Source organism: Polyangium sp. y55x31, from assembly GCF_029946505.1.
Taxonomy (GTDB): Bacteria; Myxococcota_A; Polyangia; order Polyangiales; family Polyangiaceae; genus Polyangium.
The window spans coordinates 818,707-836,476 of the sequence record NZ_JARZHG010000002.1 but is presented as its reverse complement, the minus strand read 5'-3'; the positions used below and the strand labels follow the sequence as shown (position 1 = coordinate 836,476).

General features: G+C 70.0%; 12 protein-coding genes. 10 read left to right on the top strand and 2 right to left on the bottom strand.

All coding sequences use genetic code 11. The features are described 5' to 3' along the window. The first annotated feature begins 26 nt into the window (after window positions 1-26). From ssb to QHF84_RS06425, 5 genes are all read left to right on the top strand, one after another. Window positions 27-551, top strand: a complete 525-nt coding sequence (gene ssb, locus QHF84_RS06445; RefSeq protein WP_281312292.1) for a single-stranded DNA-binding protein — start codon at window positions 27-29, stop codon at window positions 549-551. Window positions 552-655: 104 nt separating this feature from the next. After that, window positions 656-2,269: a hypothetical protein gene (locus QHF84_RS06440; protein WP_281312291.1), complete on the top strand. Its 1,614-nt coding sequence runs from the start codon at window positions 656-658 to the stop codon at window positions 2,267-2,269. 24 nt (window positions 2,270-2,293) lie between these two features. After that, window positions 2,294-3,289 (top strand): NADPH:quinone oxidoreductase family protein, encoded by a 996-nt coding sequence (locus QHF84_RS06435; RefSeq protein WP_281312290.1) that lies wholly within the window; start codon window positions 2,294-2,296, stop codon window positions 3,287-3,289. 426 nt (window positions 3,290-3,715) lie between these two features. Continuing rightward, window positions 3,716-4,834 (top strand): arginase family protein, encoded by a 1,119-nt coding sequence (locus QHF84_RS06430; RefSeq protein WP_281312289.1) that lies wholly within the window; start codon window positions 3,716-3,718, stop codon window positions 4,832-4,834. Between the two features lie 134 nt (window positions 4,835-4,968). Then, on the top strand, window positions 4,969-5,613 hold the full coding sequence (locus QHF84_RS06425) for a hypothetical protein (protein ID WP_281312288.1): 645 nt from the start codon (window positions 4,969-4,971) through the stop codon (window positions 5,611-5,613). Between the two features lies 1 nt (window position 5,614). On the opposite strand, the gene QHF84_RS06420 is transcribed toward QHF84_RS06425, so the two are convergent. Then, window positions 5,615-6,010 (bottom strand): hypothetical protein, encoded by a 396-nt coding sequence (locus QHF84_RS06420; RefSeq protein WP_281312287.1) that lies wholly within the window; start codon window positions 6,008-6,010, stop codon window positions 5,615-5,617. 133 nt (window positions 6,011-6,143) lie between these two features. On the opposite strand from QHF84_RS06420, the gene QHF84_RS06415 reads away from it, so the two are divergent. Beyond that, window positions 6,144-10,040 carry a protein kinase gene (locus QHF84_RS06415; protein ID WP_281312286.1) on the top strand — a complete coding sequence of 1,299 codons (3,897 nt, stop codon included), beginning with the start codon at window positions 6,144-6,146 and terminating at the stop codon, window positions 10,038-10,040. A gap of 3 nt (window positions 10,041-10,043) precedes the next feature. Here QHF84_RS06415 and QHF84_RS06410 read toward each other — a convergent pair whose 3' ends face one another. Beyond that, window positions 10,044-10,682: a hypothetical protein gene (locus tag QHF84_RS06410; protein WP_281312285.1), complete on the bottom strand. Its 639-nt coding sequence runs from the start codon at window positions 10,680-10,682 to the stop codon at window positions 10,044-10,046. 131 nt (window positions 10,683-10,813) lie between these two features. Here QHF84_RS06410 and QHF84_RS06405 point away from each other — a divergent pair, with 131 nt between their 5' ends. From QHF84_RS06405 to QHF84_RS06390, 4 genes are read left to right on the top strand one after another with little or no spacing between them, the layout of a single operon-like run. After that, the gene (locus QHF84_RS06405) at window positions 10,814-14,392 is read left to right on the top strand and encodes a vWA domain-containing protein (RefSeq protein ID WP_281312284.1); all 3,579 of its coding nucleotides are present in this window, start codon (window positions 10,814-10,816) and stop codon (window positions 14,390-14,392) included. Further along, window positions 14,389-15,834, top strand: a complete 1,446-nt coding sequence (locus QHF84_RS06400) for a MopE-related protein (RefSeq protein WP_281312283.1) — start codon at window positions 14,389-14,391, stop codon at window positions 15,832-15,834. Before QHF84_RS06405 ends, QHF84_RS06400 begins: the two co-directional genes overlap by 4 nt. A gap of 32 nt (window positions 15,835-15,866) precedes the next feature. After that, entirely contained in the window at window positions 15,867-16,700 is an 834-nt protein-coding gene (locus QHF84_RS06395) for a maleylpyruvate isomerase N-terminal domain-containing protein (RefSeq protein WP_281312282.1), read from the top strand. A gap of 39 nt (window positions 16,701-16,739) precedes the next feature. Continuing rightward, window positions 16,740-17,507, top strand: coding sequence for an SDR family NAD(P)-dependent oxidoreductase (locus QHF84_RS06390; RefSeq protein WP_281312281.1), 768 nt, complete (start codon window positions 16,740-16,742; stop codon window positions 17,505-17,507). Window positions 17,508-17,770: the final 263 nt, after the last annotated feature.

The window sequence follows — 17,770 nt, the reverse complement described above, 5'->3', positions numbered from 1 at the left end:
TTGATGAAGAAGGCATGGAGGACGACATGAGCGACGGCATGAACAGGGTGGTGCTTCTCGGCAACCTCGGCGCGGATCCGGAGCTTCGGTATGCGGGCAGCGGGACGGCGGTGTTGCAATTCCGCATGGCGACGAACGAATCGTTCCTCGACCGGAACCGCGAGCTCACGGAGCGGACCGAGTGGCACAGCGTGGTCGTGTTCGGCCCGCGCGCCGAGGGCTTGTCGCGGGTCCTGGGCAAGGGGTCGTGCGTGCTCGTGGAGGGGACGCTGCGCACGTCGAGTTACGAGAAGGACGGGCAGAAGCGGTACAAGACCGAGGTGCACGCGCGTGACATCTGCCTCGCGGGCGGCCCCGCGCCGGCGGCGCACCGCGAGCATGCGGGGGCGCTGCGGCGCGACGCGGACGACGACGTCGCGCCGATGGAGATGCCGCTCCCGCAGGAGGAGCCGGAGGCCGTGCCGGAGCCCGCGCCGCCGGCCCGGCCCCCGCGGAAGCGCAACGGCGCGCCGCCGCGGAAAACGGAGATGCTCGAAGAGATGCCGTTCTGAAGCAGGATGGGGGGCGACACGGCCCGGGACGCGGGAAAACGCGTCCCGGGCCCACGGCTCGGCCTTGTGGCATCACGGTCCCCGTGGCAAATGTCGCACATACCATGGCACCTCGACTTACCACGACGCCGATCCTTGCCCTTCTCCTCGCCGGGTTTGCTGCTGCCAGCGGTTGCGGTCGATCGAGCCCGGCCACCGGCGACGGCGGCTCGGATGGTGACGGAGGGTTTGCCGGGAACGGCGGCGCGGGCGGTTTCGGCGGCGTCGGAGGCACGGGTGGCATCGGGGGCGTCGGCGGTACGGGCGGCGTTGGAGGTGTCGGCGGTACGGGCGGCGTTGGCGGCGTCGGCGGTACGGGCGGCGTCGGCGGCGTCGGCGGGTCCGGCGGCACCATGGGCTTCTGCGGCGATGGCGTGGTCGACGTGGGCGAGCAATGCGACGACGGCGCGCTGAACAGCGACACCGGCGCGTGCAAGACCAGTTGCGAGGCGGCGTTCTGCGGCGACGGATTCGTCTACGCGGCCGTCGAGGCATGCGACGATGCCAACGGGATCGACGGCGACGGCTGCAACCACGACTGCATCGTCTCGGGCACGGTGCTCTACACGAAGAGCCAGGGCGTCCCGGGGTCGACGGGCGAGGAACTGACGAGCGTCCGGCTGGACAACAACGGCAACATCGTCGTCGGCGGGCTCGTCGGGGTCGCGGGGAACCCCGGCCATTACGACGGGTTCGTCGCGATGCTCGATCCGCAGGGCAACCCGCTGTGGTATCGGCAAATCGCCGGCGCGGCGGGGCTCGACGACGGCATTTACGGCGTCGCGGTCGATCAGACGCGCAACGTGTACGCCGTCGGGTACGAGACCATGGCCGATGGGACGACGAACCTCATCGCTCGCAAATACGACCCGAACGGCGAGCCGATGTGGTCGCGGAGCTTCGACGGCCAGGCCGGCGGCTACGATTACGCGTGGGGCGTCGCCCTACAAGGCGCAGGGCACCTCTACGTCGCCGGGGGCATGATGACGAACGCCGGGGGGAGCGAGTTCTCCGTGCTGAAGTTGTCCAGCCAAACCGGCCTGATCATGTGGCAGCGGCACACGGACGGGCCGGGCAACGGGACCGACTCGGCGCAGGGGATCGCGCTCGACGGCAATTCCATCTACGTGGCCGGCTACTTCACGAACGAGGCGGGCTTCACGGACATCGCATTGACCAAGCTGGTGGACGACGGCGCCAGCCCGATCGAGGCATGGACGCGCATCTACGACGGCGCGATCCACAATGACGATTTCGCGCTGGCGGTCGCGGTCGCTCCGGAGGGGAACGTCTTCGTCGGCGGCGCCGAGACCACGAACTTCGGCCTCGACGCCTGGCTGCGCAAGTACGACGCGAATGGAGAGGAGCTCTGGACCCAGACCCATTCGAGCAACGTCCCCGCGGGCCAGGACGTGATCTACGCCGTGGCCAGCGACCCGAGCGGCAATGTGGTCGTGACGGGCTACGAGATGACCCCCGCCCTCTCGACGGACATCTGGACCCGGAAGTACGATTCCGCCGGCAATGAGCTCTGGACCGACGTGCACAACGGCACGGCGGACGGCGCCGATTACGGCGAGGGGATCACCACGAATGCCGCTTCCGAAATCTTCGTCGTGGGCACCGAGCTCACGACGGACCAGGGCTACAACGCCTGGATCCGCAAGTTCGCGCCTTGAGGTAGAAGGATCCACGAACACACGATGAAAGCCGTCCTTTGCAAGGCCTTCGGGCCCCCCGAATCGCTCGTCGTCGAGGACCTGCCGAGCCCCACGCCCGACGCGGGCCAGGTGATCGTCTCGGTCCACGCAGCCTCGGTCAATTTCCCGGACCTCCTCGTCATCCAGGACAAATACCAGTTCAAGCCGAGCCTGCCCTTCTCGCCAGGCGGCGAGGTCTCCGGGATCGTGACGTCCGTGGGCAGCGGCGTGACGTCGCTCGCGGTCGGCGATCGGGTGGTCGCCTGGGCCCCGTACGGCTGCTTCGCCGAGGAGGTCGCGCTGGGCGAAGGGCAAGTCGTCAAGGTGCCAGACGGGATCGATCTCGTCACCGCCTCGACGCTGCTCGTGGCCTATGGAACCACGCATCACGCGCTCGTCGATCGGGCCGCGCTGAAGGCCGGCGAGACGCTCGTCGTGCTCGGCGCAGCGGGCGGCGTGGGTGTCGCCGCGATCGAGATCGGAAAGCTGCTCGGCGCGCGCGTCATCGCCTGCGCTTCGAGCGACGACAAACTGGAGGTTTGTCGATCACGCGGTGCCGACGAGGTCGTGAACTACAGCCGGGAAGACCTCAAGGCGCGTCTCAAGGCGCTCGCGCCGAACGGCGTCGACGTCGTGTACGACCCGGTCGGAGGCCCATTCGCCGAGCCAGCGCTGCGCGCCATGGCCTGGCGCGGTCGCTACCTCGTGGTCGGGTTCGCCGCAGGTGACATCCCGAAGATCCCGCTAAACCTCACACTCTTGAAGGGCTGCTCGATCCTCGGCGTGTTCTGGGGCTCGTTCACGATGCGCGAGCCCGAGCGATACCGCGAGGGCCTTACCGAGCTCTTCGGGTGGGTGCGTGACGGCCAGATCCGCCCGCACGTCGAGCAGACCTACCCGCTCGACCAGGCGAGCGCAGCGCTCACCGCGATGGCCGAGCGGCGCGTGAAGGGCAAAGTCGTACTCGTCACGGAGCGCGGGGCCGCGGCTCCGGGCTGAGCAAGGGTTCGGTGGGCAGCCGTTGCGCCGGGGCGCTGCCCCGGGCCCCGCGGGGGCTGTTCGCCCCTCGACCCGAACCAGCGCAAGCGCTGGACCTTTGGTGGAAGAACTGCGCGATGCGCAGTTCTTCCAACGGGCCGGTGGCAAGACCAAGGGCCATCTGGCCAGCCAGGACGGCAGCGCTGCGCCTCCTTCGAGCAGACGTCCGTGCTGCGGTTTTGACGGGCAATCCCGCCGCCAGTCTTGACTCGGCCTGTTCGATGAACTGCGCATCGCGCAGTTCATCGACCCCGAGTCCAGCGCTTGCGCTGGTCCGGGTCCAGGGGTGGACAACCCCTGGTCGGGGTCCGGGGTGAAACCCCGGCGCTACGCTGCGCTGAGCCAGCCGAGTGCGCGCCGGTGCCTTCTGGCCTACGCTAGCCGGCCATGACGCCGATCGAAGAGCTCGCCGTTCTCCTCCGGCCCGCGGGAGGCGGGTTGCACCTGGTCTCGACGGGGCGTGCCGAGCAGCTTGCTCTGCAACGCGCGCTCTACCAGGTCGCGAGCGACGAGGCTGTGCAGCAAAAGCACCTCGAAGCGCTTTCGCGCATCCGCGCGGCGCGTGTCGTGATCCTCGGCGTGCCCTCGGACGTCGGCGCGGGCTTCCGGCGTGGGGCGAACCTCGGTCCGCAGGCGATCCGCTCGCGCCTGCTCGAAGAGCAGCCGGATTTTCCGGCGCGCGCGGCTGAGCTCGGCGTCGTCGACATCGGCGACGTCTTTGTCGTCCCCCAGCTCCTCTCGGACGACATGCTGAGCGAGGCGCAAAAGGCTGCCTCCCGGAAGGCGCTTTACCCGAATGTCCCTGAAGGCGTTGCCGAGCGCCTGCCCGTCTCGCCGCTCTCGATTGCCGAGCGTGCGCTCGATCTCGTGTTTCAGATCAACCCCACCGTGAAACCCTTCGTCATTGGCGGTGATCATTCGACGGCCTGGCCCGTCGCTGCCGCGCTTGCGCGGGTCCGCCCGCCGTCGAAGGAGCGCTGGGGCATCGTGCAGCCCGACGCGCACACCGATCTTTTGCCCGAGCGCCTCGGGATTCGCATGTGCTTCGCGACGTGGTCTTACCATGCGAACGAGCTTTTCGGCCGTGACGGGCGGCTCGTGCAGGTCGGCACGCGGGCCTCGCGGCACGAGCGTGGACATTGGGAGCAGAGCCTCGGCGTGCGGCAATTCTGGGCGGAGGAGTGCCTCGCCAAACCCGAGGCGACGCTCGACGCGCTCCTTTCGCACCTGAAAGAACGGGGCGTGACGGGCGTTTATTTCTCCAATGACATCGACGGGACCGACGAGCGATTCGCCGACGCGACGGGCACGCCGGAGCCTGGCGGGCTCGAGCCGGATTTCGTGGTGGAGCTCATCCGGCGGCTCGGCCGCGAGGTGGGGATCGTGGCGGGCGACGTGATGGAAGTCGCGCCCGTGCTCGGCCCGAGCCTCGAAAGCCAGCGGCGGACGGTGGGCCTCGCGGTGCGATACCTCGACGAGACGCTCCGCGCGATGCTGGGGCGCTGACGCTGCTGCTCACGGACCGTTGACAGCCTTCCGTCGGTGCTGTCTCCTCCCGATTCGTCGGAGGGTCCATGAGTCAGATCGAGCCTCGTCGCAAAATTGGGTGGAGTGCGGTTCCCGTCGTCGCGGTCCTTGCCGTGGGATCTTGGGGTTGCGCCCACCTGCCCAAGACGGGCACCGAGTCCACGGGTGAGCCGCTCAACGTCGAGGTTCGGACCGAGACGCACACGTATGTCACGCAGGCGAAGGTCGGCGAGGTCCAGCACCGCGACTCGTCGGGCCGGCTCGTGGGCACGTCGTCGCTCTACGAGAATCAGGTCGGCTCGTACGACGTCACGCGCTGGCAGGTTTTTCAGGGCGATACGCCCATCGACGATCAGGACTTCTACAAGATCGCGGGTGACACCGAGACGGCGAACCAGATCGCCGACTATCGCTCCACCGGCGTGACCATGAACCGCGTCGGGCTCGGGCTCGCGATCGCGGGCGGCGCGCTGGCCATCGCCGGCATGTTCATCTTTCCCCTCATGGGGGAGAAGGATCAGTACGGCAACGTCGACCGGCCCGCGTGGACCATCTACGCGGGGACGGGCGGCTTGATCCTGGGCCTCGTGGGCGGCGGCGTGGCCTGGGCCGGCTACGCGCGGACGAAGCGCGAGCACCCGATCGACGACCCGCAGAGGGCGGCGAACACCGCGCGCAAATACAACAAGCAGATCGGCGAGATGCCCGAGAACGACGACGAAGAGGAAGAGCGCCCGCGTCGCAAGCGGCGCCGCTGATCTAGGGTTTGACCTTCCCCGCCAGATCGAACATCGGCGCGTAGAGCCCGTACATCGAGAGGCCGACCGCGCCGATGGCGAGCGCGATCCCTCCGAGGAAAAGCCCCACCGCGAGCCTGCCCTCGCCACGCTTCCGCGCGAACATTCCAAGGGCAGCGAGCGCGATCGCGCCCGCGGCTCCGCCGAGCGGGGTCACGTGGCCGAGCACGGCGCGCGTCACGAGCGGCAAGACGAGGCCGCTGGCGAAGTCGTCGTACATCTTGGCGAAGGCCGGGAGCACGAGCCGGTCGAGGAGCACGAGGGCCGTCGCGAGCGAGGCGACGACCAGCGCGAGCACGAAGTCCACGGGGTTCAGGCCCACCACGCGGGCTTCGTTGGGTTCTTCCGGGTTCGTCACGATCGCTCACCGCCTCGGGGCCGGGAGTGTACTCGCGCGGCCCTCGTTGCAAAGCGCATGGCGCGGGGACGTGGGGCGGGTCGGGGGCGTGCTCGTCATGGCCCGAGCGCCCGAAGGCAGGTAAAAGTGTGCGATGATGCAAGCCGGCACGGTCGTCGCGCAGCGATTCGTGATCGAGCATCTCGCGGGCGAAGGCGGCATGGGGGAGGTGTACCGAGCCACGGACATCGGCTCGGGGACGCCCGTGGCGCTCAAGGTCCTCCGCTCGGCGGGCGCGCAGACGGAGGAGCGATTCCAGCGGGAGGTCGCCGCGCTCGAGCGCCTCTCGCACCCCGCGATCGTCGCTTGCCTCGGGCACGGCGTGCTCGCCGGCGAGCGGCCATGGCTCGCGATGGAGTGGCTCGAAGGTGAGGATCTCGCGCGGCGTATCTCGCGTGGCCCGCTCGCGCCGGAGGATGCGCTCACGATCGGGCGCGCGGTCGCGGAGGCGCTCGGGGCCGCGCACGCGCTCGGGATCGTTCATCGCGACGTGAAACCCCACAACGTCTTTCTGGTCGAGCGGGATCCGGCGCGGGTGAAGGTCATCGATTTTGGCCTCGCGCGTGTCACGGGCACGCAGACGGCCACGCTCACGGGGGCGCTCGTCGGCACGCCCGCGTACATGGCGCCCGAGCAGATCCGCGGCGCGCGTGACGTGGATGGCCGGGCCGATCTCTACGCGCTCGGCGCCTTGCTCTTCGAATGCCTCACGGGGCAAAAGCCGTTCGTCGCGACAGACCACATCCTCGGCGTGATCTCGCAGATCCTCTTCGAGCCCGCGCCGCGCCTCCGCTCGATCATGCCCTCCATGCCCCCCGAGCTCGATGCGCTCGTGGCGGCCCTCCTGGAGAAGGATCCCGAGCGGAGGCTTTGCCCCGCGAGTGAGGTCGCGACGGCGCTCGCCGCGATCGAGCCGAGCCGGTTCGGTCCGCGGCCGATCCTGACCGAGCGGCCGCCTTCGCTCACCGGCGAGGAGCTCCGGCTCGTGTCGGTCGTGCTGCTCGCGGCGGCGCCTTTGCCGAGCACCTCGCCGCTCGACGACACCGTGCTCGAACGGCGTGATCCCGCGCTCGTGCAAGCGGTCACGCGCGTGGCGGCGCCGCTCGGCGGGCGGATCGAGGCGCTCGGGGACGGGACGGTCCTCGTGGCGCTCGCGGGGCGCGGGGCCGCGACGGATCAAGCCACGGCGGCGGCGCGATGCGCGCTCGAAATGCGGGCGCTCGGGGCAGGGCGGCCGCTCGCGCTCACGACGGGGCGCGGGAGCGCGGGCGCAGGATCCCTGTTCTCCGATGCGGCCGCGCGTGCCGGGGCGCTGCTGCGTTCCGCGCCCGAGGACATGGCCGGGATCGTGATCGACGAGACGACGCGTGGGCTGCTCGATGCGCGTTTCACGCTGGAGCGCCTCGGCGATCTGCACGTGCTCGTCGCCGAGGATCCGTCGGGCGAACCTTCGCGGCAGCTCGCGGGCCGGGCCGCGCCGTTCGTCGGGCGTGAGCGGGAGGTCGGGTACATCGAGCGGCTCTTCGAGGACGTCGTGGGCGAGTCGCGCGCGGCGGCCGCGGTCATCGTGGGCGAGGCCGGGGCGGGCAAATCGCGGCTCGGGCGTGAGGTCCTCGCGTCGTTCCGGCGCATCGAGCCCTCCGTCGAGATCTGGGTGGGGCGTGGGGAGCCGCTCTGCGCGGGCGCATCGTTTGGGCTCATCGCATCGGCGCTCCGTGACGCGGCGAAGATCCGCGACGGAACACCGGCCGAGGTTCGTCACGACGCGCTGCGCGCCTTCCTCGATTCACGCGTCACGCCGGCGAACGAAGAGCGCATCACCACGTTCCTCGGCGAGCTCGTGGAGGCGCCTCGGCCCGGATCGGACGAGGGCGAGCTTCTCCGCGCGGCGCGCCGGGATCCTATGCTGATGGGCGATCAGCTCCGGCTCGCGTTCGAGGATCTCGTGGAGGGCGTCACGACCACGCGCCCGCTCGTCCTCGTGCTCGAAGACCTGCACTGGGGCGACGCTCCCACCGTAAAACTCCTCGATCGTTTGCTCCGCAACCTTCATGCGCGGCCGCTCTTCGTGCTCGCGCTCGGGCGGCCGGAGACGCTGGAGCTGTTTCCCGGGATCTTCGCCGAGCGCGAGGTGCACCACCTGCGCCTCTCGGGACTGTCGCGGCGGGCGGCGGCGACGCTCGTGCGGCGGAGCCTCGGCGACGAGGCACGGGAAGAGGACGTGCAGGCCATCGTGGATCGAGGCGCGGGGCATCCGCTGTTCCTCGAAGAGCTCGCGCGCGCGGCGGTCGAATCGTCGGGCTCGTCGACGCTGCCGGAGACGGTGCTCGCGATGGTGCAATCGCGTATCGAGCGGCTGCCATTCGAGGCGCGGCGGATCCTGCGCGCGGCCTCGATCTTCGGCGAGACGTTCTGGCGCGGCGGGGTCACGGCGCTCGTCGGCGACGCGCTCGGCCCTTCGGAGGTCGAGCAGTGGATCACGCTGCTCTGCGATCGGGAGGTCGTGCAGACGCGGCGCGAGGCGCGTTTCCCGGAGGAACGCGAATACGGCTTCCGCCACGCGCTCTTCCGGGAGGCGGCGTATGCGATGCTCACGCCCGCGGATCGCGCCGTCGGGCACGCGCTCGCGGGTGCCTGGCTCGAAGCCGCGGGCGAGACCCGCGCGGCCGTGCTGGCAGAACATTTCGATCAAGGCAGCGACCTCGAGCGCGCCGTCGTCCACCACCACCGAGCGGCGCGGGAGGCGCTCGAAGCCGGCGATTTCCTGGCCGTGAACCGGCACGTGGATCGGGTGGTCGCGCGGGGCGCCGCGGGGCGTGTCCTCGGGGAGTGCCTCGCGCTCAAGGCCGAGGCCGCGCACTGGCAAGGCGCGTTCGAGGAGGCCGAGCGGCTCGCCGAGGAGGCGATGCGTGTGCTCGAACCGGGCACGCCGCGCTGGTTCGAGGCGGCCTCGGCGCTCGCGATCGCGGCGGGAAGGCGCCTCGCGCAGGACAAGCTCGCCTCGCTTTGCGGAACACTCTCGGAGCTCGGCGCGCGCGGCGAGCAGAGCGATGCCTACATCCAGGTGGCCATCCGCGCGGGCCTCCAGGCCTTCATCACCGGGCAATACGAGGTCTCGCAGGAGCTTTTGCGCTTGATCCTGCCCTTCCTCGACGATCCTTCGGACCGCGAGCTCGGGACGCAGGCCTTGCTCCAGGTGCTCGCGGCGAGCCGCGCGAGCCGCGCGTGGCGGTACGACGCGACGGCGGCGCATTTCCTCGAAGCTGCGGCGATCTTCGAGCGCGCGGGGGATCTGCGCAGCGCCTGCTCGCAGCGCCTCGACGCCTGCTTCTTTTTCATCGACATCGGCGAAGCGGAGCGCGCGCGAGAGCTTTGCCACGAGCTCCTCGCCTCGGCGAATCGGCTCGGTTTGTCGCGGATCCTCTCGGCCGCGCGGGGCAGCCTCGGCAGCGCGCTTTACTTCCTCGGTCGGTACGACGAGGCGCTCGCCACGCTCTCGGAGGCGGAGCGTGAGCTCGAAACGCAGGGAGACATGCGCCTCGGGGGCCTCACGCGGATCAAGCTCGCGCGCTGCTTGCTCGCGCAGGGCGATCTCGACGCCGCGGCGGCGAAGGCGATCGAGGCGCGCCGGCTCCTCGCGGGCATGCGCCGGTACGATACGATGGCGCTCGCCGTGCTCGCCGGCATCCGGCTCGCGCAGGGCGACGTGGCCGCGGCGCTCGAGCATTCCGAAGCGGCGATGGAGATCCTCGCGTCGATCGGTCGTATGGGGACCGACGAAATCGGCGTGCGGCTCGCGCGTGTTCTCGCGCTTCGCGCGGCGGGCGATTCCGAGCGGATGCGCGTGGAGCTCTCCGCCGCGCGTGAGCGGGTCCTGTGGATGGCTTCGCGCCTCGATACCGAAGAGGCGCGTCAGAGGTTTCTGTCGCGCGTCGCGGAGAACCGCCGCGTGCTCGAGGTCGCGGCCGAGGAGGGGATCACGGGCGGCTGACGTTCAGCCGCAGCCGCCTTCGACGGGCAGCGCGTCGACGTCGAAGGGCTCCGTCATCGGGACCCACGGGGCCTGGGCGTCGAACGTGAGCGCGCCGTGCAGCGAGATCGAGCAGGGGAACGTTCCTTCGACCACCAACGTTCCGCCGCCGGAGACGGCGGGCGCGGAGCTCATCGGTTGCGGGGGAAAACCTCCCGGCGTGGCGCAGTCGCTCGCCTGGTTCGTCACGTCCGCATGCGAGACGATCCACGGGGCCGTGGCCTCGATTGCGATCGTCGAGGTCGAGCCCATCTCGACGAAGAGGCGGAAGCAGACGTTCCGCGCGGGATCGGCCTTGAAGACGATGAACCGCGGGACGTGCGTGAACAGGTTCGACGCGGAGTATTCGACGCCGCCGCCTCCGCCCGCGCCGCCGCTCCCGCCGTCGCCTCCGGCGCCGCCCGCGCCGCCGCTCCCGGCTTCGCCGCCGCTGCCGCCCATGCCTCCGCTGCCGCCTGCGCCGCCGCTTCCGGTGCCGCTTGCGGCTCCCCCACCACTTCCGTGGTTCGTATCGGTGATCTTGCTCTCGCATGCGAGCAGGGCGAGGGCGAGGACGGCGTTTGCCGCGATGAACTGCGCGGTTCGAAAGGAAGAAAGGCGCATGGAAAGGACCTCCGGCTGTGCTTCGCTGATGGTACGCCGCGCGGCGGAGGGCGTCATCGCTATCGCGATTGCAGAGCGCCCGCCGCGACGATGGACAAGCGGACACCGCTTCTCTAGATTGCGAAACTGGCATGTTACGCTTTCGCGCCTTCGCGTGCGCCTTCGCTGCGCTCGCCGTGCTCCTCCTCCTCGGCCCGCGTGCCTACGCCGCGGACCTGATCCTCGACGGCAGCGTCGCCGGGCCCGCGGTGTGCCCCGACGGCGGCACGCCCGTGGATCGACTCTGCCAGGTCAACCCGACCCCCGCGCAGAACGTCGCCTGTCGTTACGGCGGCGAAAAGACATTCGGCGTCGTGTCCTTGACCAAGGGCGCCCTCGTTTGCGTCGCGCCCTACGACGGGACGAACAAAACGACCACCGGCAACCTCGTTCTCAAAGCCAACCAGATCACGATCGACGCGACCTCGCGGATCATCGCGAAGGGTTCGGGCTACCGAGGCCTTTTGTGCAACGACGGCGAGGGGCCAGCGATGTCGCCGCTCGCCGGCGGGCGCGGCGGCTGCTCGGTGCTCGACTCCGGCGGCGGCGGCGCGCATTTCGGGCAGGGCGGGCGCGGCACGAAGGACTGCTTCATCGTCGGTTCGACGACCGCGTGCGAGTTCCCGCAGGAGTGGGAGGAGGACTGCGGGAACCTCAACGCCGCCGGCAACGCGTGCGTCGCGGCGAACGATCCGAACAAGGCCGTCTGTTACGGCACGACGAACAGCGCGAACGGCGCGGGCGACGGGTTCCCCACGGTCGCGGGCTTGCCATACCGGCACAGCATCTACGAAGTCGAGTTCGGCGCGGCCGGCGGCGACAAGGGGTGTCGCGACGGCTACGAAGCGGGGCTCCGCGCGGGGCGCGGCGGCGGGCGGATCGTGCTCTTTGCGGCGACGGCTGTGCAGGACGGCAAGATCGACATCGCCGGCGGGATCAGCGCCGACGGGCACCGCGGCTGCGCTGCGGGCAACGACTCGGCGGGCGGCGGCGCGGGCGGGTCGATCCTGATCATCGGCGATCATGTGAACGTGGCCAGCACCGCGCGCATCAGCGCCCACGGCGGCCGCGGCGGCGACTCGCAGCCGAAGTGCCTGCCTTGCACGGTGAACGCCGACTGCGGGGCCGGACAGACCTGTACGGCGGGCCGCTGCAGCCCCTGCAACTGCACGCCGTGCACCTCGAACGCGCAATGCAACACGCTGCTCGGGCAGACGTGCAAGAACCTCGGCGGTGATCTCGGCTCGGTCTGCGCCAACGCGTCGAACCAGTGCACGCCGCTCGACCCGATGGACAACGAGGTCGAGTGCCGCGCCACGCAGAACAACGGCACCTGCGACGATTGCGCGGGCGGCGGCGGCGGCGGCATCATTAACGTGCAGTCGCGCGTCGGCACGATCCACCCGCAGGCGATCTTCGACGTGCGCGGCGCGAACGGCGGCATCTGCCCGATCTGCGCCGGCGAGGCGGGCGGCGGCGCGGGCGAGCTCCAGATCGACAGCGCCTACGTCGGCGAGATCTGCGACGGCTGGGACAACGATTTCGACGGCATGGTCGACGAGGACCTCGGCGTGATCCCTTGCCCGGACGGCTCGATGATCCAGGCGTGCATGAACGGCGTCCCGCAGATCTGCGACTACGATCCGGCGCAGTGCCTCGTGCCGGCGTCGGACGCGCGCCCGCGCTTCGCGCTCGTGCTCGACACGTCGGGCTCGATGCTGAACGACCTCGCGGGTAACCCCACCTTCGGCGACGGATCGGTCGATTTTCCGGGCGTCGATACGGGCAGCGATCCGGACGCGACGGCGGGCAACAATTCGCGCCTGTTCATCGCGAAGCAGGCGCTCTCGCAGGTGCTCAGCGCCTTCCCGGAGAGCGATTATGCGCTCGCCCGGTATTACCAGGACGTCGGCGTCAACCGGAGCTGCCAGTCCGCGGCGAACTTCGAGTGCGCGCAGAGCTGCTGCTCGTACGACGATCCCTCGGACAACCTCCCGCCGCCGTACCCCTCGGTGTACCCGGACAACCAGTGCGTCCTCTCGCAGCTCTATCCGGGCGCGGGGTATCCGAACAATGCGACGTTCACGGGCAACATCCCGATCGGCTGGCCGGCCGAGGCGATGGAGATGACCCCGACCTCGGACTGCATCAACTACGCGGGATCCTGCGGTCCTCCGCGGCGCGGCGCGCAGTTCCTCGTCGGGTTCAACCAGTCCGTGAACCGGTATTTGAAATGGCTCGACGGCGTCGAGGACGCCGACGCGATGTTCGACGCGACCACCATGGAAGGCAACCACTGCTCCATGGGCAACTGCGAGGTGCGCGGCTCGGGTCCGACGCCGCTCGCGGGCGCGCTCCAGGCGACCTACGATTACCTCACGCCCGTCGTCACCTGCGACAGCGCCGCGGCGTGCCGTTCGTACGCCGCGATTCTGCTCACGGACGGCGCCGAGAGCTGCCAGGGCAACCCCCAGGCGGCGGCGGCGGCGCTGCTCGCGGGCATCAACGGAAAGCCCGTCCCGACCTACGTGATCGGCTTCTCCGTGCTCCCGAGCGAGCAGACGCAGCTCAACCAGATCGCGGCCGCCGGCGGCACGGGCCAGGCGTTTTTCGTGTCGTCGAAGAGCGAGCTCGCGAACGCGCTCGCGCAGATCATCGGGCAGAACCAGAAGTTCGAGCTCTGCAACGGCCTCGACGACGATTGCGACAACCTCATCGACGAGGATTTCCCCGAGAAGGGTCAGCCCTGCACGGACGGCGAGATCGGCGCCTGCCTCGGCGTCGGCACCTACGTCTGCAAGGCCGACGGCTCGGGCACCGAGTGCGGCATCACGGATCCGGGCGCGGCGCCCATGGCCGAGGTCTGCAACAGCATGGACGACGATTGCGACGGCCTCGTCGACGAGGACGCCGCGGGCCTGCCGCTCGATTGCCCGAGCTGCATCCCGTCGCCGGAGGTCTGCGACGGCGTCGACAACGACTGCGATTTCAACATCGACGAGGAGCCGGACGTCTCGACGAACCAGCCGACGATCTTCGGCGTTCCCTGCGGCGAGCTCATGGCGCCGAACGATCAGAGCCCGTGCCAGCTCGGCACCGTGCTCTGCATCAACGCGATGCCCGTCTGCGTGGGCTTCGTCGGTCCGAAAGAAGAGCTCTGCAACGGGCTCGACGAGGACTGCGACGGCGTGGGCGACAACATGGCGCCGTGCCCCGGCGACAGCAAATGCATCGAGGCGCAATGCGCGATTCCCTGCACGGGTGGTGAATTCCCGTGCCCGCCGGGCCTGTCGTGCAACGACGACGGGTATTGCCTCAAGGCGACGTGTGATCAGGTGAGCTGCAACCCGGGCCAGGTCTGCGTGGACGGCGTCTGCGTGGAGGCGCCCGACGCCGGGATGGGCGGCGCCGGCGGCGAGGGCGGCAGCGGCGGCAATGGCGGCGACGGCGGCAATGGCGGGATCGGCGGCGCTCCCGCGACCAGCACGGGCAGCGCCGGCGCGTCGAACGACGACGCGTACGGATTGGCCACGGGCGGCGGCGGTTGCACCTGCGGCATCGTGGCCGACGAGCGGCAGAACGCGGGCGTGATCGCGGGCCTCGTGGCCCTCGCAGCGCTCGGCCTCGGTCGTCGCCGCGGCGCGCGCGCGTCGCGCAAGGAGGCGGCATGAAAACGGGACGAACGATGCGGCTCGGGGTCTTCGCGGCCCTGCTGCCGGGGATGTTCGCCGTCCTGCTCGGGAGCGGCTGCGTGGACGACGCGTTTTGCTTCTCCTGCGGCGCCGATCCCTCGGGCAGCGGCGCCTCCGGCGGCATGGGTGGCGTGGGCGGCGAGGGCGGCGAAGGTGGAATCGGCTTCGGCGGTTTTTCGCAGGTGGGCGGCGGCCCGCCCTGCGACGCCGACCTCCTGAACGACGTCGACAACTGCGGCGCGTGCGACAACAAATGCCTCCTGCCGAGCGCGTTCCCGCGCTGCGAGCAGGGCGTGTGCGTGGTCGACACCTGCGTCGCCGGCTCGTACGACGTCGACGGGGACCCGAAAAACGGCTGCGAGTACGCCTGCCCGGTGCCGGTGCTCGGCCCCGAGCAATGCAACGGGATCGACGACGATTGCGACGGCAAGGTCGATTCGGCCGATCCGGATCTCGTCGCGCCCTCGAACCTCTGCACCGTGACGGCCGGGACGCCCTGCGAGGGGACGATGGTCGTCTGCAACGGCGCTTCGGGCTGGTCGTGCGTGTATCCGCCCGAGGTCGAGGTCGTCGCCGGCTTCGTGCGGGTCACCGAGACGCGCTGCGACGGCGTCGACGGCAACTGCGACGGCAGCGTCGACGAGTGGTTCCAGGACCTCGGCTCGGCCTGCGACGACGGCGGCCTCGGCAAATGCGTCGACGTCGGCGTGGTCGTCTGCGATCCGCAGAACCCGGCCACGACGACCTGCGATCTCTCGATCCTGCCCGACGCGGCGCCGCCGACGGCCGAGCTCTGCAACGGCGTCGACGACGATTGCGACGGGTTCGTCGACGAGGAGCTCGACCCCTCCGCGTTCGACATGGATGCGATTCCCGGATCGAACCCGCCCGCCTTCGTGGATCGTTACGAGGCCTCACGGCCCGACGCGAGCATGCAGGCGGCCGGCATCCTCGAATCGGTGGCCTGCAGCAAGCCGCAGGTGTTGCCCTGGACGGGCGGCTCGTTCGCCGAGGCCGAGGCCGCCTGCGCGGCGCGCGGGCCGGGCTTCCGCCTGTGCTCCGCCGCCGAGCTCGAAGCGGCCTGCCGCGGGCCCGCGAGCATGCTGTATCCGTATGGCGCGACGTACGACGCGATGGCCTGCCTCGGCGTGGACAACCCCGCAGCCATGGGCGCGGCCGTCGCGACGGGAAGCCTCGCGGCGTGCGTCTCGGGCGCAGGGCCGCGTGATCTCTCGGGCAACGTGACCGAGTGGACGCGCACCCAGACGAACGCCGCGGCCGCGCCGAACCGCATCTTCCAGCTTCACGGCGGTTCGTACCTCTCGCCTGCGCTCGGCCTCGCCTGCACGATGGAGCTACCGGCCCGCGCGGCCGAGGGCACGCTCCTGCCGAACATCGGCTTCCGCTGCTGCCGGCAATAGTTTTCCCACGGGAAGCGGGGTAGAGTCGCCGCGTGACGCCTCTGCCCCCCATCCCCACCGCGCACCTCTTCCGCGACGTCTCCGCAGCCCTCCACGACCTGCTCGGCTCGCTCGGTCCGGACGACTGGAGCAAGCCGACGGTGCACGCGACGCGGGACGTGAAGGACCTCGCGGCGCACCTGCTCGACGGCTCGCTCCGGCGCCTGTCGTTCCAGCGGGACGGGCACGTGATCCCGGCGCCCGAGATGCGCTCGTTCGAGGCGATGGTGGAGTTCATCCAGCGGCTCAACTCCGAGTGGATGGTGGCGGCGCGCAGGCTCTCGCCGCGCATGCTCGTGGACATGCTCCGCCAAGCCGACGAGGAGGTGGCCGTGCTCTTCGAGGGCCTCGCGCCCGAGGGCCCGGCGATCTTCAGCGTGGCCTGGGCAGGCGAGGAGTGGTCGCAGAACTGGTTCGACGTGGCCCGCGAGTACACGGAAAAATGGCATCACCAGCAGCAGATCCGCGACGCCGTGGGCCGGCCGGGCCTGAAGGAGCGTCGCTACATGCACCCGGTGATCGACGCCTTCCTGCGAGGCGCCCCGCACGCCTACCGTGATGTCCCCGCCGCGGACGGCGCCGGGGTCGACATCGTGATCACGGGCGAAGCAGGCGGCACGTGGCAGCTCGTACGCGCCGCAGATCGCTGGGAGCTCGTCGCCTCGCGGGAGACGACAGCGCAGACGACGGTGGAGCTCGACGCAGACAGCGCATGGCGGCTCTGGACGAAGGGGAAAGACCCCACGAAGGCACGAGCCGAGGCCACAATCCGCGGCGACGAGGCGCTCGCAGCGCCAATCTTCCGCATGGTCACGATCATGGCCTAGCGAGGTGCATCGGCGGCGCCTTCGTAGTAAGGCCTCCGCATGCACGTCGCCATCACGGGTGCGTCCGTCGGCATCGGGGAGGCCTTGGCGCGCGCGTTCGCCGCGAAAGGCGCGGTCCTCTCGCTCGTCGCACGTCGCAAAGATCGGCTCGACGCCATCGCACGCGAGCTCTCGGGCCGCGCCTTCCTCCACCAGGCCGATCTCTCCCTGCCAGAGCGCGCGACAGACTGGATCACGCCCGCCGAGAAGGAGCTCGGTCCCATCGACGTGCTCGTGAACAACGCGGGCGTGCAGAACATCGAGCCAACGGAGCTCGCCGCCGTCGACGCAGGCGAGATGCTGCTGCGCCTGAACGTCCTCACGCCGATGCGCCTCACGCGCGCCGTCCTGCCAGGAATGATCGCGCGCCGAAGCGGCGCCATCGTCGACATCGCCTCGATGGCGGCAATCACGCCCATGCCAGGCATGTACTATTACAATGCCTCGAAAGGCGCGCTGGCAAACGCCTCGGAAGGCCTACGAGGCGAGCTGCGCGGCACGGGCGTGCACGTGGTCACGGTATATCCAGGGCCCGTCGACACAGACATGGGGCGCAAAGGCTACGAGAAGTACGAGCCCACGTTCACGTCGCGTCTCTCCCCCGTCGGCACCGCAGACGAACTCGCACGCCTCGTGGTCCGCGCCGTCGAGCGGAAAAAGGCACGCATCGTGTACCCGCGCTCCTACGGCGTGGCCCTCTGGTTCCCACGGCTCGCGCGATGGGTAACGTCGCGGTTCTCGCCGCCGATCAGGCGGTTGCCAGGCTGAATCGCTGCGCTGGGGCGTTGCCCCAGGCCCCACCAGGGGCTGTCCGCCCCTGGACCCGGACCAGCCAGGGGCTGGACCCAGGACGATGAACTGCGCGATGCGCAGTTCATCGCACAGGCCCGCTCAAGACCAGCGAGCAAGTTGCCAACCAAGACAGCAGCGCCGGCGTCTCGACGGGCGGGGCGATCCCACCGGCCCCTTGGAAGAACTGCGCACCGCGCAGTTCTTCCACCAAAGGTCCAGGGCTTGCCCTGGTTCGGGTC

Excerpts from the sequence above, each read along its gene's own strand:
- QHF84_RS06390 (WP_281312281.1), top strand. The coding sequence starts at position 16,740 with ATGCACGTCGCCATCACGGGTGCGTCCGTCGGCATCGGGGAGGCCTTG.
- ssb (WP_281312292.1), top strand. The coding sequence starts at position 27 with ATGAGCGACGGCATGAACAGGGTGGTGCTTCTCGGCAACCTCGGCGCG.
- QHF84_RS06405 (WP_281312284.1), top strand. The coding sequence starts at position 10,814 with ATGTTACGCTTTCGCGCCTTCGCGTGCGCCTTCGCTGCGCTCGCCGTG.
- QHF84_RS06415 (WP_281312286.1), top strand. The coding sequence starts at position 6,144 with ATGATGCAAGCCGGCACGGTCGTCGCGCAGCGATTCGTGATCGAGCAT.
- QHF84_RS06410 (WP_281312285.1), bottom strand. The coding sequence starts at position 10,682 with ATGCGCCTTTCTTCCTTTCGAACCGCGCAGTTCATCGCGGCAAACGCC.
- QHF84_RS06430 (WP_281312289.1), top strand. The coding sequence starts at position 3,716 with ATGACGCCGATCGAAGAGCTCGCCGTTCTCCTCCGGCCCGCGGGAGGC.
- QHF84_RS06440 (WP_281312291.1), top strand. The coding sequence starts at position 656 with ATGGCACCTCGACTTACCACGACGCCGATCCTTGCCCTTCTCCTCGCC.
- QHF84_RS06435 (WP_281312290.1), top strand. The coding sequence starts at position 2,294 with ATGAAAGCCGTCCTTTGCAAGGCCTTCGGGCCCCCCGAATCGCTCGTC.
- QHF84_RS06400 (WP_281312283.1), top strand. The coding sequence starts at position 14,389 with ATGAAAACGGGACGAACGATGCGGCTCGGGGTCTTCGCGGCCCTGCTG.